A 14,592-nucleotide genomic window follows, 5' to 3' on the forward strand; every position below is an offset into this window, starting at 1 on the left:
TGCTTCTGTTCACCCTGTTTGCGCACGGGTGAGGGAATGAATACGGTGCGCAACCGTGACTGCACTGCGAAACCTCAAGTACGCCCAGTGGTTCAGGGGCGCCGACGTCGACGGCGACGGGTTCATCACCCAGCGGGACGTCCGCATGATGAGCGAGCGCTACATCGCCGCCCGCGGCGCCGCACCGGACTCGGGACCCGCCCGCCTGCTCACCGAGGGGATGGACGAGTTCTGGAGGAACGCGATCGCGCCGATGGACCAGGACGGTGACGGGAAGGTCGATCTGCGGGAGATGACGGAAGGATTCAGGCGCGTCCTGACCGACCCGGCCCTGTACCCGCAGCAGGTCGAGCCGGTGACCGAATGCTTCTTCGACCTGGTCGACCTCAACGGCGACGGCAAGATCGACCGGGCGGAGTTCCAGCTGATGTTCGACGCGGTGGCCGCCGTTCCGGGCGAGGACTGCGCCGACGTCTTCGAGGCCCTGGACCTGGACGGCTCGGGCGCACTGGACCGCACGGAGTTCCACCGGGCGCTGACGGAATTCTTCTACGGAGACGACCCGGCAGCCCCGGCGAACCACCTGTTCGGCAGGCTGACGGCCTGACGGCCTGAGGGGCGGGACGCCAGGGCCCCTCAAGACGGAACACACCCCGCCCGGCTCGACCCCGGCCGGGCGGGTTCGTCAAACCCCTGACCAGCAAAATGACCCCTCCCGAAGGAGGGGTCTCGCCGTGCGCCCCCGGCAGGACTCGAACCTGCGGCCAAGTGCTTAGAAGGCACCTGCTCTATCCACTGAGCTACGGGGGCCGGGTGGTGATTGTGTGGCCAGGAGCCCCTTGTGGGTGGGGTGTGGCCTGCCGGGACAAGGATAGGGCTCCGATCGCCTTGGCCCGGTTGCTTCACCTGCGTGGCACGATGTGGAGGTTCGGTGAAGCGGAACGATAATCGCAGGCAGGTGCGATTCGCGCAGCGCTTTTCACGCCACTCGGGGCGGGTGTTGTGCACTCGTTATGCCTGAGGTTCCGGCCTTCACCCCTCTCTTCGGCGCGCAGGGCCGCAATAGGCTTCAAAAACACTCATAAATTGGGCATTCTTCGCATGTGGTGACCTTGGACGAACGGCCTCAGCTGATCGACGCACTCTCCGCCCTGCGCGACCGTGTCGCCGCCGTGCGTCTCCCCCTCCCCCTTCCGGACACGCCGCGCGCCCGGCAGACCCGGACCGAGCTGCTCGCCCAGCTCGACGACTACCTCGTTCCCCGGCTCAAAGATCCCGACGCGCCGCTCCTCGCCGTCGTCGGCGGATCCACCGGCGCCGGCAAGTCCACCCTCGTCAACTCCCTTGTCGGGCGGCGCGTCAGCGAGTCCGGCGTCCTCAGGCCCACGACCCGCACCCCCGTGCTCGTCTGCCACCCCGAGGACCACCACTGGTTCGCCGGCATGCGCGTCCTCCCGCAGCTCACCCGCGTCTGGCTGCCGCAGGCCGACGAGGACCACCCCGCCGACGAAACGCCCCCCGAGGAGAACGCCCTCCGCGTCGAGACCGCCTCCTCCATGCCCCGCGGCCTCGCCCTCCTCGACGCCCCCGACATCGACTCCCTCGTCGTGGAGAACCGTCTCCTCGCCGCCGAGTTGATCTGCGCCGCCGACATCTGGGTGATGGTCACCACCGCCTCGCGCTACGCCGACGCCGTGCCCTGGCACCTCCTCCGTACCGCCAAGGAGTACGACGCCACCCTCGTCACCGTCCTCGACCGCGTCCCGCACCAGGTCATCGGCGAGGTCTCCCGCCAGTACGAGGCCCTCCTCGACAAGGCCGGCCTCGGCGACGTGCCCCGCTTCACCATCCCCGAGCTCCCCGAGTCCGCCGACGGCGGCAGCGGCCTCCTGCCCGACAGCGCCGTCGCCGCCCTCCGCGGCTGGCTCGCCCACCGCGCCGAGGACCCCGCCGCCCGCCAGCAGGCCGCCGACCGCACCGCCTCCGGCGTCATCGACTCGCTCGACGCCCGGCTCCCCGAGCTGGCCGGCGCCGTCGCCGCCCAGTACGCCGCCGCCGGACGCCTCGGCGGCGCCGTCGAAGCCGCCTACACCGCCCAGGGCACCCGCGTGCGCAAGGAGCTGGGCCGCGGCGCCGTCCTCGCCGGCGACGCCCGGACCCGCTGGCGCGGCTACCCCCGCGACAGCACCGCCGACGAACTCCTCGACGCCCTCGCCGAGTCCCTCGCCGCCCTCCTCCACTGCGCCGTCTCCGCCGCCGAGGAACGCGTCCGCGACGCCTGGCGGCGCGAACCCGCCGCCGAAGCCCTCGGGCCGCTGCGGACCGGCGCCGACCGCGACACCGGCGAGCGGATCGGCGTCGAGGTGCGCCGCTGGCGCCGCGTCCTCGAAGAGCTCGCCGAGGAAGAGGTACGCGGCCTGGAGCGGCCGTCCTCCTCCCGTACCGCCGTCCCCGAGGCCGACACTGTCGCCGCCCTCCTCGCCGCCTCCCTCCTCGGCGGCCGGCGCACCCGGGCCGCCGGCGAACGCCTCGCCGAACTCCTCGGCGCCCAGGCCGCCCTGCGGCTGCGCGACAAGGGCGGCGAACTGGTCCTCTCGTACGTCGACCGTGTCCTGCACGCCGAACGCGACCGGCGCCTCGCGCCCCTCGACGCGCTCGACGTGACCCCCGAGCCGCAGGCGGAGCTGATCGCCGCGCTCTCCGTACTCCAGAAGGAGAAGTGACGTGGTGGATCCCGGAGCAGGGGTTGGGGTCGGGGACGCCGATGCCGACGGCGGTCGGGTGCGGTGGGACGACGGGCTGATCGCCCGTCGTGCCGCGGAGCGCGCGGGCGGCTCCGGTGCCTGGGTCGCCCCCGGCGCCGACGCCCCGGACGCCGACGGCGCCGAGCCCGACACCCTGCCGCCCCTCGGCGGGAGCTACGGCGGCCCCCTCCGTACCCGCCTCGACGCCCTCCACGAACTCGTCGGACTCTCCCGTACGCGGGTCGACAGCGACGCGCTCGCCGAAGCCGGACGGGTGCTCGACGAGGCCGCCGCACGGCAGCGGCTCTCCTCCCGGCACACCGTGATCGCCATCGCCGGCGCCACCGGCAGCGGCAAGTCCACCCTCTTCAACGCCTTCGCCGGCGTCCCCGTCTCCGAGACCGGGCTGCGCCGCCCCACCACCTCCGCGCCCATCGCCCTCAGCTGGTCCGAGGGCGCCGCCGGGCTCCTCGACCGGCTCGCCGTCCCCGGGCGGCTGCGCCGCCGCCCTCTCGCGGGCGGCGCGGCCCACACCGAGCTCCAGGGGCTCGTCCTCATCGACCTGCCCGACCACGACTCGGCGGTCACCGCCCACCGCGACCAGGTCGACCGGGTCCTCGGCCTCGTCGACGCCGTCATCTGGGTCGTCGACCCCGAGAAGTACGCGGACGCCGCCCTCCACGAGCGGTACCTCCGGCCGCTCGCCGGGCACGCCGAGGTCACCTTCGTCGTCCTCAACCAGATCGACCGGCTCGGCACGGAGGCCGCCGACCTCGTCCTCGACGACCTGCGCCGCCTCCTCGACGAGGACGGCGTGGCACTCGGCGAGCACGGCGAACCCGGCGCGACCGTGCTCGCCGTCTCCGCGCTCACCGGCGACGGCGTACCCGAACTCCGCGAGATGGTCGGGCGTTTCGTCCAGGAACGCACCGCCCCCGAGCGGCGCCTCGCCGCCGACGTCGACGCCGCCGCCATCCGGCTGCGCCCCGCCTATCTCGCCGACGGCCGGCCCGGCCTCGACGAGCGGTCCCGGGACGCCTTCACCGACCGGCTCGCCGTCGCCGTCGGCGCGCAGGCGGCGGGCGAGGCCGCCGAGCGGGTCTGGCGCCGGGGCGCGATCCGCGCCTGCGGGACGCCGTGGCTGCGGCTCTACCGCTGGTACGAGCGGATGCGCGCACACGGTTCCACCGACCCGCACCTCGCCTCCCCGGTCGAGGACGAGGTGACGGCGCGCCAGCGCGTCGAGCAGGCGGTACGGATCGTCGCCGACGAGGCCTCGCGCGGGCTCCCGGCGCCCTGGGCGCAGGCGGTGCGCGAGGCGGCCGCGCGCGGGGCGGAGGGGCTGCCCGAGGCGCTCGACGAGCTGACCGCGAGCATCGGCGACCCGGCCGCGCGGCCGCCCAGGCCCGCCTGGTGGCCCGCCGCCGTCCTCGCCCAGGTCGCGATGACGCTCCTCCAGATCTTCGGCGCGCTGTGGCTGGTGGGGCAGATCGTGGGTGTCGTGGAGCCGGGGCTGCTGCCGCCGGTCCTCGTGATGCTCGGCGGCATCATCGGCGGGCCGCTCGTCGAATGGGCCTGTGAGGGCGCGGTGAAGGGGCCGGCCCGGCGGTACGGGCAGGAGGCCGAGCGGCGCCTGCGGGAGGCCGCGGCCGCCTGTGGCAGGGCCCGGGTGCTCGATCCGGTGGCGGCGGAACTGGTGCGCTACCGGGAGGTGCGCGAGCAGTACGCGACCGTGACGGGGACGCGGCCGGGCACCCGGATCGTGGGCGGGACCCGCGCCGGGACGACGCGGCTCGGGGCGACGCGGGCGGGGGTACGGGCTAGGTAGCGGCCCCCCAGGGCCCCCGGGCCGCCTCCGGGACCCCAGGGGCCCCGTGCCCCAGGGGCCCGCGCCCCCAAGGGCCCCCGGAATGGACCCCGCCCTCTCCCGTCTCCTGCGATTCACCCTTCCGGGTGGGGGAGTTGTCCCCATCCGTCCGGCCGTCCACAGGCTCCGGCGGGTTCTTCCCGATGGCTCCACGATGGTGTCGACCGGCGAAGAGGCCGGAGAAGACGCGGCAGGTGAGAGCAGGGTGGGGGACGGATCATGAACGAGACGACCGTGACGCTCGTCGGCAACGTGGCGACGGCGGTGGAGTACCGGGACACGGCGACGGGCGGGGTCGCCAGGTTCCGTTTCGCGGTGCCGACGCGCCGCTGGGACCGGGTGCAGGAGCTCTGGTCCGACGGGCCGACGAGCTTCTACACGGTGTCGGCCTGGCGTTCGCTCGGAGCCAATCTCGCCGCCTCGGTCTCGGTCGGCGAACCGCTCGTGGTGCACGGGCGGTTGCGGGTGCGGGAGGACGAGCGCGACGGGCAGCGGAAGACCTTCGTGGACGTGGCCGCGCTGGCGGTGGGCCATGATCTGAGCCGGGGGACGTCGGCGTTCCGGCGCGCGGCGAGGCAGGAACAGCGGCCGGAACCGGCGGCGGGGGTGGAACCGGGGGCGGCGGGGACAGCGGCTCGGACCGGTCTGACGCGTGACCCCGTCGTCGGGTCGACGCGTGACCCGGCCCCCCGTCCGACGCTCCGTCAGGCGAACGCCGAGCCCGACCCGTGGGCCGTGGCCGCCGAGGACGCGGAAGGCGTCGGGGGCGCCGTGGCGGGCGCCGTGACGGAGGCCGTCGCGGGGGCGGGAGCGCGCTTGGTGACCGCCCCCTGACCATCCGTCGTGGGGATTTGTCGACCAACTCGCTTTGTGGATAACGATTCCGAGTCGGAATGCTTATCTGACCGGATGGCCGGGCACCGGGGGGTTCCGCATCCCTAGGATTCCCGGGTACTCATGTGGCACGTGAGCCCATCGAGTCTGTGAATCTGCTGGCGTGCGCTCCCCCCACGCAAATCGACCATGTTTGCGGAGTGACGCGCCCGGAGGGGAATGCAATGTTTTCAGTTCGAGGGCGAGGCGTAGCCCGTCTCGCCGCTGCGACTCTCGTCTCCGGCCTCGTCGCGGCCGGAGCGATGGCGACGGCCGGTCCGGCGTTCGCCGCTGACGACGCCGCGGGTACCGGTGGTGTGACGGCGAAGCTCGGCGGCATGACCGACCGTGGCGACGTCGACATCGCAGAGAAGGACGGCGGCGCCTGGAAGAGGTGGCCCCGGCCCGTGACCGGTGGCCTCTTCAAGATGCAGGTCGAGGGCGGGGGAACGCTCCAGACCTACTGCATCGACATCCGCACCGAGGCGAAGCACGACTTCGACTACAAGGAAGTCGGCTGGGGCGAGTCCTCGCTGCACAACAACGACAACGCGGGCAAGATTCTCTGGGTCCTGGAGAACGCCTACCCGAAGAACTCCGCCGAGGCCCTCGGCGCGAAGCTCGGCGTCGACCTCTCCAAGAACGAGGCCGCCGCGGGTACGCAGGCCGCGATCTGGACGTTCTCGGACGACGTGCGGGCGACGCCCCGTAGCGCCGACGCCAAGAAGCTGACCGACTTCCTCCTGAAGGAGGCCGTGAAGCTCCAGGAGCCGAAGGCCTCCCTCTCGCTCTCCCCGTCCTCCGTGGCCGGCAAGGCCGGTGACAAGATCGGTCCGATCACCGTCGCCACCAACGCCGAGACCGCGAAGCTCCAGGCCGCCGCCGGCACCCCCGACGGCGTCAAGGTCGTCGACAAGGCCGGCAAGCCGGTCACCGAGGCCAAGAACGGCGACGAGGTCTTCTTCGACGTTCCGGCCGGCACCGCCGACGGCACCGCCGAGCTGACCGCCTCCGCCACCACCAAGGTCTCCCTGGGCCGTGCCTTCGTCTCCATCGACGGCCCCTCGCAGACCCTGATCCTGGCCGGCTCCAGCGACTCCACCGTCACGGCCAAGGCCTCCGCCAGCTGGGCGAAGAAGGGTGCCGTCCCGGCCGTCACGGTCGCCAAGGACTGCGCCAAGGGCGGCCTGGAGGTCATCGCCTCCAACAAGGGCGACGAGGCGTGGACCTTCGACCTGAAGGGCACCTCGTACACCGTCGCCGCCGGTGAGACGAAGACCATCGCGGTCCCGCTCGCCGAGGACGAGGCGTACAAGTTCACCATCACCGGCCCGAACAACTTCGAGGAGACCTTCGAGGGCGTCCTGGACTGTAAGACGGCCCCTCCCGGCCCGCAGCCGTCCGAGACCCCCAGCACGGAGCCCTCGACCCCGGCCTCGCCGTCCCCGTCGACCCCGGCCGGCACCACCGGTGACACCACGGGCGGCACGACCGGCTCCACCACCGGTGGCGGCGACCTCGCCGAGACCGGCAGCTCCAACGCCACCCCGATGATCGCCGGCATCGCCGCCGCGCTCGTCGTGGTCGGTGGCGGCGCGGTGTTCTTCCTCCGCAAGAAGAAGACCGCGGGCCAGTAGCCCACACCATCACGGGACGGGCTGAACGCCGTCCCTTGAGAACGATGACCCCGGACCGCTTCGGCGGGCCGGGGTCATCGCATGTGCGGGGGTCGTTCCGACCCGCCCGGTCCGCCTAGGCGCTCGACCCGTTCACCCCGCCGCCCCGCAGCGCTCCGTGTCGATCTCCGCGAGGGTGGAGGCGTTGTAGCGGGGGCCCCGCACGGTCGAGGCGTTCAGGATCCGGCCCGCCGCTTCGAGGGTCTCGGCCGGGACGGCCAGGTCCGGGGTGGCCAGGTTCTCCGCCAGGTGGGCCGTCGAGCGGGTGCCGGGGATCGCGACGACGTGCGGGCCCCGGGAGAGGACCCAGGCCAGCGCCAGCTGCGCCAGCGTCACACCGGCGTCCTCCGCGAGCCGGGCCAGTTCGCGCCGCAGCAGCAGGTTCGCCGGGTAGTGGTCGGCGCCGAAACGGGGCATGCCCCGCCGGATGTCGCCGGCCGGGAGGCCGTCGAGGTCCGGCGGGGTCGCCGTCAGGAAACCGCGGGCCAGCGGGCTGAACGCCACCAGGGCGACGCCCAGCTCGCGGGCCGCCGCCAGGGTGCCCTGCTCGGGGTTGCGCGACCAGAGGCTGTACTCGTTCTGGAGCGCGGCGATCGGATGCACCGCGTGGGCCCGCCGCAGCGTCGCGGCCGAGGCCTCGGACAGACCCAGCGCGCGTACCTTCCCGGCCTCGACGAGCTCGGCCATCGCGCCGACGCTCTCCTCGACCGGCACCTGCCGGTCGATCCGGTGCAGGTAGTACAGGTCGATCACGTCGGTACGCAGCCGGGCCAGCGCCTCGTCGGCGGTGCGGCGGATCGTCCCCGGCCGGCCGTCGATGACCCGCTGCCCGTCGACACCGGTCATCCCGCACTTGCTGGCCAGCACGATCCGGTCCCGGTGGCCGGACAGCACCCGGCCGACCAGCGACTCGTTGGCGCCGAAGCCGTACAGCGCGGCCGTGTCGAAGAGCGCGACCCCCCGGTCCAGGGCGGTCAGGAGCAGCTTCTCGGCGGCCTCGGGCTCCGGGGCGACCCCGTACGCGTGGCTGAGGTTCATGCACCCCAGGCCGATCGCCGGGACCTCGAACGGGCCGATCCGGCGCGGCGCGCGGCCGGAGCCGCCCGCCGCCGCCGTGCTCGCCGCGTTCACGCGCCCGCGACGGCGTCGAGCTGCTTCTCCAGGTCCGCCAGCGTCCGGTAGCACGGCATCACCTGGGCGATGGAGGAGTTCGGCTCGCGGCCCTCGCGGATCGCGGCGACGAACTCGCGGTCCTGGAGCTCGATGCCGTCCAGCGAGACGTCGACCCCGCTCACGTCGATCGGCTCGTCCTTGCCGGTGACCAGGTCGTCGTACCGGGCGAGGTAGGTGCCGGTGTCGCCGATGTACCGGAAGAAGGTGCCGAGCGGGCCGTCGTTGTTGAACGACAGCGACAGGGTGCAGAGGGCGCCGTTCTCCGCGCGGAGCTGGATCGACATGTCCATCGCGATGCCCAGCTCGGGGTGGATCGGGCCCTGCATGGCGTTGGCCTGCACGATCGGCGATCCGGTCTGGTACGCGAACAGGTCGACCGTGTGCGCGGCGTGGTGCCACAGCAGGTGGTCGGTCCAGGAACGCGGCTTGCCGAGCGCGTTGAGGTTCGTACGGCGGAAGAAGTACGTCTGCACGTCCATCTGCTGGATGGAGAAGTCCCCGGCCCGGACCTGCTGCCGCACCCACTGGTGGCTCGGGTTGAAGCGCCGGGTGTGGCCCACCATGGCGACGAGACCGGTGCGCTGCTGCGCCGCCAGGCAGGCCTCGGCGTCGGCGAGGGACGCCGCCAGCGGGATCTCGGTCTGGACGTGCTTGCCCGCTTCGAGGCAGGCCAGGGTCTGCGCGGCGTGCATCGGCGTGGGCGTGGCCAGGATGACGGCGTCGACGTCGTCCATCGCCAAGACCTCGTCGAGATCGGCGACGGCGCGGTCGATGCCCTGCTCGGCGGCGAACTTCCGGCCGCTCTCCAGGCTGCTGCTCACGACGGCGGCGACCTCGACGCCCTTGATCCGCCGGAGCGCGGCCGCGTGCTTGGCACCGAAGGCGCCGCCTCCGGCCAGGGCGATCCGTACGGGCTGGTCGTCAGTCATGTCGTCACTCCTTCACGGCGGGCTCCTGGGCCCGCGGGTGGTTTTCCAGGATCAGGTGGCCGACGGCGGTGTTGGACGCGGGCACATGGTAGAAGCGGTGCTTGACCTCGATCTCACCGGACTCGTCGAGGTCGCTCATCGCGCCGCGGGCGATCAGCCACATGACCAGCTCGATGCCTTCGGAGCCGGCCTCCTCCACGTACTCCAGGTGCGGCACCTCCGCCAGGCCCGTCGGGTCGTCGATCAGCCGGTCGAGGAAGGCGTTGTCCCACTCCCGGTTGATGAGCCCCGCGCGCGGGCCCTGCAGCTGGTGGCTCATGCCGCCGGTGCCCCACACCTGGACGTTCAGCGGCCGGTCGTAGGACTCGATCGCCCTGCGCAGCGCCTGCCCGAGCTTGAAGCACCGGGCGCCGGACGGCACCGGGTACTGCACCACGTTGACGTGGAAGGGGATCACCTTGCACGGCCACTTCTCGACGTCGCCGAACATCAGCGACAGCGGGACGGTGAGGCCGTGGTCGACGGTCATCTCGTTGACGAGGGTGAGGTCGAAGTCGTCCCTGATCAGCGAGTGCGCGATGTGCGCGGCCAGGTCGGGGTCGCCCTCGATGCCGGGGACCGGGCGGGGCCCGTACCCCTCGTCGGCGGTGGGGTAGGCCGCGCCGGTGCCGAGCACGAAGGTCGGGATCAGCGACTGGTCGAACGAGCTGGCGTGGTCGTTGTAGACCAGGAAGATGACGTCGGGGGTGTTCTCCCGCTCCCAGCGCCTGGAGTACTCGTACCCCTCGAAGACCGGCTTCCAGTAGGGCTCCTCGGTCTTCCCGAGGTCCATCGCCGCGCCGATCGCCGGCACGTGCGAGGTGAACACGGCACCGGTGACGGTGGCGTGCTCGGCCGGCGGGTTCGGGTCGGCGTAGGCGGCGTCGAGGACGGCGTGGTCGATGCGGTTGCCCTCGACGGAGCGGCCGCCGCCGACCATCATGTCGCGGTACTCCTGCTCGGTCATCCCGGTCATGGAGCCCGCCATCTGCTGGAACGACAGGCCCAGCGTCGCCCCCCACTTGGCGAGGAAGTAGATGTTGCCGCCCTCGCGCATCGCCGCGTTGAGGTCGCGGTCGAGCAGCGCCTGCTTCTGCTCCTCGCGGAGCGGCCAGGCCTCCAGGTAGGCGCGCTCGTCGGCGAGGTACAGCGCCCGGTTCTCCGCCGTCATCAGCGACATGCAGAACTGGTTGAGGTGGTAGCCCTTGGCGGACTGCTCGGCGTCGAAGATCGTGGTTCCCGGAACCAGTTTGTACGTCTTGTCCAGTGCCATGCCCGGACTCCAATCGTGAGGCGGGTCAGTCGGCTTCGGGCCAGTACAGGCGCGTCGGGTTGTCCACCAGCAGCTTGCGCCGCAGCTCCGGCGTCGTCGCGATGTCGGGGACGAAGTCGACGAGCAGACCGTCGTCGGGCATGTGGTTCGTCAGGTTGGGGTGCGGCCAGTCGGTGCCCCACAGCACGCGGTCCGGGAACTCCTCGACCACCCGCCGGGCGAAGGGGACGACGTCGCGGTACGGCGCCCGCTCCCCGTAGAGGGCCGGCGGGCCGTCGGTCGACAGCCGCTCCGGGCAGGAGACCTTGCACCAGATGTCCGGCTTCGCGCGCATGAAGTTCAGGAACGCCTCGAACTCCGGTCCTTCCGGGTCCTTGGTGACATCGGGCCGGCCCATGTGGTCGATGACCAGCGGCACGGGGATCGAGAGGAAGAAGTCGCGCAGGTCGGCGAGGTCGGCCGCCTCGAAGTAGACGACGACGTGCCAGCCGTACGGCGCGATGCGCTCGACGACGTCCCACAGGTCCTGCCGGGGCGCCGCGTCGACGAGCCGCTTGACGAAGTTGAACCGCACGCCGCGGACCCCCGCCTCGTGCAGCTCCCGCAGCTCCTCGCCCGAGACGTCCGGCCGTACGGTGGCGACGCCCCTGGCCGTTCCGTCCGAGGCCCGCAGGGCGTCGACCATGGCGCTGTTGTCGGCGCCGTGGCAGGTCGCCTGGACGACGACGCTACGGGCGAAGCCCAGGTGGTCGCGCAGCTGGAAGAGCTGGTCCTTGGAGGCGTCGCAGGGGGTGTACTTCCGCTCGGGCGCGAAGGGGAACTCCGCGCCCGGTCCGAACACGTGGCAGTGCGCGTCCACGGCGCCCTCGGGCACCTGGAAGCGGGGCTTGCTCGGGCCGGCGTACCAGTCCAGCCAGCCGGGGGTCTTCTCGAAGTCGGTCATCGTCAGTCCTCGTCGGTCGTCGTCGGGCCTCGTCCGTGCTCGTCCGCCGTCGTCAGTCCTCGTAGCGGAGGCCGAGCTCGGCCAGCGGGCCGCGCATCCCGTACATGTCCAGGCCGAGTTCGCCGGCGCGGAACCGCTCGCGCTTGCCCTCCTCGTCGGCCTCCCGGGCGGCCGCCGCGGCGGCGACCTCGGCGGCCCGCTCGCGCGGCACCACGACGACGCCGTCGGCGTCCGCCACGACGACGTCACCGGGCCGGACCAGGGCGTTGCCGCAGATCACCGGCACGTTGACCGAGCCGAGGGTGGCCTTGACCGTGCCCTTGGCGTTGACCGCGCGGGAGAAGACCGGGAAGTCCATCCGCTCCAGGTCGGCCACGTCGCGCACCCCGCCGTCGATGACCAGGCCACGGCACCCGCGGGCGCGGAACGAGGTGGCGAGCAGGTCGCCGAAGAAGCCGTCCTCGCTCTCGGTCGTACAGGCCGCGACCACGACGTCGCCCTCGCGGATCTGCTCGGCGACGACGTGCATCATCCAGTTGTCGCCGGGCTGCAGCAGGACGGTCACCGCCGTGCCGCACATCCGGGCCGTCGGGTAGACGGGGCGCAGGTACGGGCGCATCAGCCCGACCCGGCCCATCGCCTCGTGGATCGTCGCCACGCCGAACGCCGACAGCGCGGCGACCGCCTCCGGGTCGGCCCGGGTGACCGAGGTGTGGACGACACCGATCTCGGTGTGCTGCATGGCTCTTCTCCTTGGTCGGTCGGTGGTGGGACGGTGGCCGGTCAGCGGCCGGCGGCGGCGAGGCGCGCGGCGAGCCGCGGGTAGACGCGCAGGGCGTTGCCGGAGTAGACGGCGGCCCGCTGCTCGTCCGAGAGGTGCGGGGTGGCCTCGACGTACCGCTTGGTGTCGTCGAAGTGGTGGCCCGTGCGCGGGTCGATGTCGCGGACGGCGCCGATCATCTCGCTGGCGAACAGGACGGACCGGCTGGGGATCACCTGGGTGAGCAGGTCGATGCCCGGCTGGTGGTAGACGCAGGTGTCGAAGAAGACGTTCTCCAGCAGCGCCTCGGGGTCGGGCTTGCCGAGCGCCATCGCCAGACCGCGGAAGCGGCCCCAGTGGTACGGCACGGCGCCGCCGCCGTGCGGGATCACGAACCGCAGCGTCGGGAAGTCGGCGAACAGGTCGCCCTGGACCAGCTGCATGAAGGCCGTGGTGTCGGCGTTCAGGTAGTGGGCGCCGGTGGTGTGGAAGGCCGGGTTGCAGGAGGTGCTGACGTGGATCATCGCGGGCACGTCGTACTCGACCATCGCCTCGTACAGCGGGTACCAGCTGCGGTCGGTCAGCGGCGGCGCGGTCCACCTGCCGCCCGACGGGTCGGGGTTGAGGTTGACCGTCACCGCGCCGAGCTCCTCGACCGCGCGGCGCAGCTCGGGCAGGCAGGTCGCCGGGTCGACGCCCGGGGACTGCGGCAGCATCGCGCCCATCGCGAAACGGTCGGGATAGAGGGTGCTGACCCGGTGGACCAGGTCGTTGCAGATCCTCGACCACACCGAGGAGACGGCGAAGTCGCCGATGTGGTGCGCCATGAAGCTGGCCCGCGGCGAGAAGATCGTGAGGTCGCTGCCGCGCTCGTCCATGAGCCGCAGCTGGTTGCCCTCGATCGCCTCGCGCAGGTCGTCGTCACCGATGACCAGGTCGGCGGGGTCGGGCGCGTCGCCGCCGGAGCCGGCCGCCGCCACCTGCCGGTCGCGCCAGTGCGCCAACTGCGGCGGCGCGGTGGTGAAGTGACCGTGACAGTCGATGATCATGAGTACTCCCGGTGCTCGTCGGGTCAGTTCTGGGGGCGGGTGGGCCAGCCGGTGTACTGCTCCGCGAGGTAGGCGCGGCCGGCGCGCGTCCCCACCACGTTGTCCAGCTCGCCGAGCTGGCGCCGCAGCTCGTACGGCGAGGCGCCGGGCGCGGTGTGCAGGAGCTGGGTCATCCAGTACGAGAAGTTCTGGGCCCGCCAGACCCGCTGGAGGGCGCGCGGCTCGTACTCCTCCAGCGCGCCCTCGCCGGTGTCTCCGAGAGCCCTGAGCAGGATCTCGGCGAGCACCTTCACGTCGTGCAGCGCGAGGTTGAGCCCGCGTGCCCCGGTGGGCGGCACGGTGTGCGCCGCGTCGCCCGCCAGGAGCAGGGAGCCCCACCGCATCGGTTGCTGCACGAAGGAACGGAAGCGCAGCACCGTCTTCTCGGTGATGGCTCCCTCTTTGAGCCGGAAGCCGTCGTGGCCGGCCACGCGCGCCTGGAGGGTCTCCCAGATGCGGTCGTCGGACCAGGCGTCGACGGACTCGTCGGGGTCGCACTGGAAGTACATCCGCTGCACGGTCTCGGTGCGCTGGCTGATCAGCGCGAAGCCGTGCTCGGAGTGGGCGTAGATCAGCTCGGGCGCGCTCATCGGCGCCTCGGCCAGGATGCCGAACCAGGCGAAGGGGTACTCCTTGCCGTAGCGCACCCGCCGGTCCTCGGGGACCAGGTCGCGGCACATGCTGCGCGAGCCGTCCGCGCCGACCACGTACCGGGCCCGGATCTCGTGGCGGGCGCCGTCGGGGGAGGTGTAGCGGACGCGCGGGGCGTCGGTCGTGACGTCGAGGACCTCGGTGTCCCGGATGCCGAAGTGGACCGTGCCGCCGTCCCGGTCCCGGGCGTTCGCCAGGTCGACGAAGACGTCGGTCTGCGGGTAGAGCCAGACCGAGGCGCCGACCAGCTCCTGGAAGTCGATGCGGTGCGGCCGGCCGTCGACCCGGAGCTCGACGCCCTCGTGCTCGTACCCCTCGCTGAGGATCCGGTCGGAGACACCGGTGTCGACCAGGTCCCGGGCCACGTCGGCCTCCAGGATCCCGGCCCGCTGCGTGGTCTCGATCTCGTGCCGGGTACGGGTGTCGAGCACGATCGTCTCGACGCCCGCGCGACCGAGCAGGTGCGCCAGCATCAGGCCTGCTGGGCCGGCACCGATGACCGCGACGGGAACCGAGGCAAGGGTGTCGACGGTGGCGTCGGCCATGGCGTCTCCTCAACAGCTGCGAACGTTCGGA

Annotated in this window: 12 protein-coding genes and 1 tRNA gene; 5 read left to right on the top strand and 8 right to left on the bottom strand. The window is 72.4% G+C overall.

Features of this window, described 5'->3' with window-relative positions; all coding sequences use genetic code 11:
- Positions 1-55: 55 nt before the first annotated feature.
- Complete coding sequence (locus tag ASD33_RS14365) at positions 56-607, top strand: EF-hand domain-containing protein (RefSeq protein WP_056558722.1); 552 nt, start codon at positions 56-58, stop codon at positions 605-607.
- A 130-nt stretch (positions 608-737) separates the two neighbouring features.
- Here the strand turns inward: ASD33_RS14365 and ASD33_RS14370 are convergent.
- A tRNA-Arg gene (locus ASD33_RS14370) sits at positions 738-810 on the bottom strand.
- 302 nt (positions 811-1,112) lie between these two features.
- Here ASD33_RS14370 and ASD33_RS14375 point away from each other — a divergent pair.
- From ASD33_RS14375 to ASD33_RS14390, 4 genes are all read left to right on the top strand, one after another.
- The gene (locus ASD33_RS14375) at positions 1,113-2,723 is read left to right on the top strand and encodes a dynamin family protein (protein ID WP_056558725.1); all 1,611 of its coding nucleotides are present in this window, start codon (positions 1,113-1,115) and stop codon (positions 2,721-2,723) included.
- Between the two features lie 4 nt (positions 2,724-2,727).
- Positions 2,728-4,572: a GTPase gene (locus ASD33_RS14380; protein WP_107103740.1), complete on the top strand. Its 1,845-nt coding sequence runs from the start codon at positions 2,728-2,730 to the stop codon at positions 4,570-4,572.
- Positions 4,573-4,830: 258 nt separating this feature from the next.
- A complete protein-coding gene (locus ASD33_RS36290) occupies positions 4,831-5,445 on the top strand; it encodes a single-stranded DNA-binding protein (protein ID WP_079044772.1) in 615 nt (204 codons plus the stop codon).
- A gap of 377 nt (positions 5,446-5,822) precedes the next feature.
- Positions 5,823-7,121, top strand: coding sequence for an LAETG motif-containing sortase-dependent surface protein (locus ASD33_RS14390; protein WP_347232284.1), 1,299 nt, complete (start codon positions 5,823-5,825; stop codon positions 7,119-7,121).
- Positions 7,122-7,253: 132 nt separating this feature from the next.
- Here the strand turns inward: ASD33_RS14390 and ASD33_RS14395 are convergent, their stop codons facing one another.
- Genes ASD33_RS14395 through ASD33_RS14425 form a run of 7 tightly spaced genes read right to left on the bottom strand, consistent with a single transcriptional unit; the run spans position 7,254 to position 14,561 of the window.
- On the bottom strand, positions 7,254-8,291 hold the full coding sequence (locus tag ASD33_RS14395) for an aldo/keto reductase (RefSeq protein ID WP_079044773.1): 1,038 nt from the start codon (positions 8,289-8,291) through the stop codon (positions 7,254-7,256).
- Positions 8,288-9,262, bottom strand: a complete 975-nt coding sequence (locus ASD33_RS14400; protein ID WP_056558733.1) for a Gfo/Idh/MocA family oxidoreductase — start codon at positions 9,260-9,262, stop codon at positions 8,288-8,290. Before ASD33_RS14400 ends, ASD33_RS14395 begins: the two co-directional genes overlap by 4 nt.
- 4 nt (positions 9,263-9,266) lie before the next feature.
- Complete coding sequence (gene ligA, locus ASD33_RS34160) at positions 9,267-10,574, bottom strand: protocatechuate 4,5-dioxygenase subunit alpha (RefSeq protein WP_079044774.1); 1,308 nt, start codon at positions 10,572-10,574, stop codon at positions 9,267-9,269.
- 25 nt (positions 10,575-10,599) lie between these two features.
- Positions 10,600-11,517 (bottom strand): amidohydrolase family protein, encoded by a 918-nt coding sequence (locus ASD33_RS14410; protein ID WP_056558736.1) that lies wholly within the window; start codon positions 11,515-11,517, stop codon positions 10,600-10,602.
- Between the two features lie 52 nt (positions 11,518-11,569).
- A complete protein-coding gene (ligK, locus tag ASD33_RS14415; protein ID WP_056558738.1) occupies positions 11,570-12,259 on the bottom strand; it encodes a 4-carboxy-4-hydroxy-2-oxoadipate aldolase/oxaloacetate decarboxylase in 690 nt (229 codons plus the stop codon).
- Between the two features lie 41 nt (positions 12,260-12,300).
- Entirely contained in the window at positions 12,301-13,326 is a 1,026-nt protein-coding gene (locus ASD33_RS14420; protein WP_056558741.1) for an amidohydrolase family protein, read from the bottom strand.
- A 23-nt stretch (positions 13,327-13,349) separates the two neighbouring features.
- A complete protein-coding gene (locus tag ASD33_RS14425) occupies positions 13,350-14,561 on the bottom strand; it encodes a 4-hydroxybenzoate 3-monooxygenase (RefSeq protein ID WP_056558744.1) in 1,212 nt (403 codons plus the stop codon).
- Between the last annotated feature and the right edge of the window lie 31 nt (positions 14,562-14,592).

The organism is Streptomyces sp. Root1304 (genome assembly GCF_001426405.1).
In the GTDB taxonomy this organism is placed as follows: Bacteria; Actinomycetota; Actinomycetes; order Streptomycetales; family Streptomycetaceae; genus Streptomyces.

What these genes read in the sequence shown, in the direction of transcription:
- ASD33_RS36290 (WP_079044772.1), top strand. Translation starts at nt 4,831, where the DNA reads ATGAACGAGACGACCGTGACGCTCGTCGGCAACGTGGCGACGGCGGTG.
- ASD33_RS14390 (WP_347232284.1), top strand. Translation starts at nt 5,823, where the DNA reads ATGACCGACCGTGGCGACGTCGACATCGCAGAGAAGGACGGCGGCGCC.
- ASD33_RS14400 (WP_056558733.1), bottom strand. Translation starts at nt 9,262, where the DNA reads ATGACTGACGACCAGCCCGTACGGATCGCCCTGGCCGGAGGCGGCGCC.
- ligA (WP_079044774.1), bottom strand. Translation starts at nt 10,574, where the DNA reads ATGGCACTGGACAAGACGTACAAACTGGTTCCGGGAACCACGATCTTC.
- ASD33_RS14410 (WP_056558736.1), bottom strand. Translation starts at nt 11,517, where the DNA reads ATGACCGACTTCGAGAAGACCCCCGGCTGGCTGGACTGGTACGCCGGC.
- ligK (WP_056558738.1), bottom strand. Translation starts at nt 12,259, where the DNA reads ATGCAGCACACCGAGATCGGTGTCGTCCACACCTCGGTCACCCGGGCC.
- ASD33_RS14420 (WP_056558741.1), bottom strand. Translation starts at nt 13,326, where the DNA reads ATGATCATCGACTGTCACGGTCACTTCACCACCGCGCCGCCGCAGTTG.
- ASD33_RS14425 (WP_056558744.1), bottom strand. Translation starts at nt 14,561, where the DNA reads ATGGCCGACGCCACCGTCGACACCCTTGCCTCGGTTCCCGTCGCGGTC.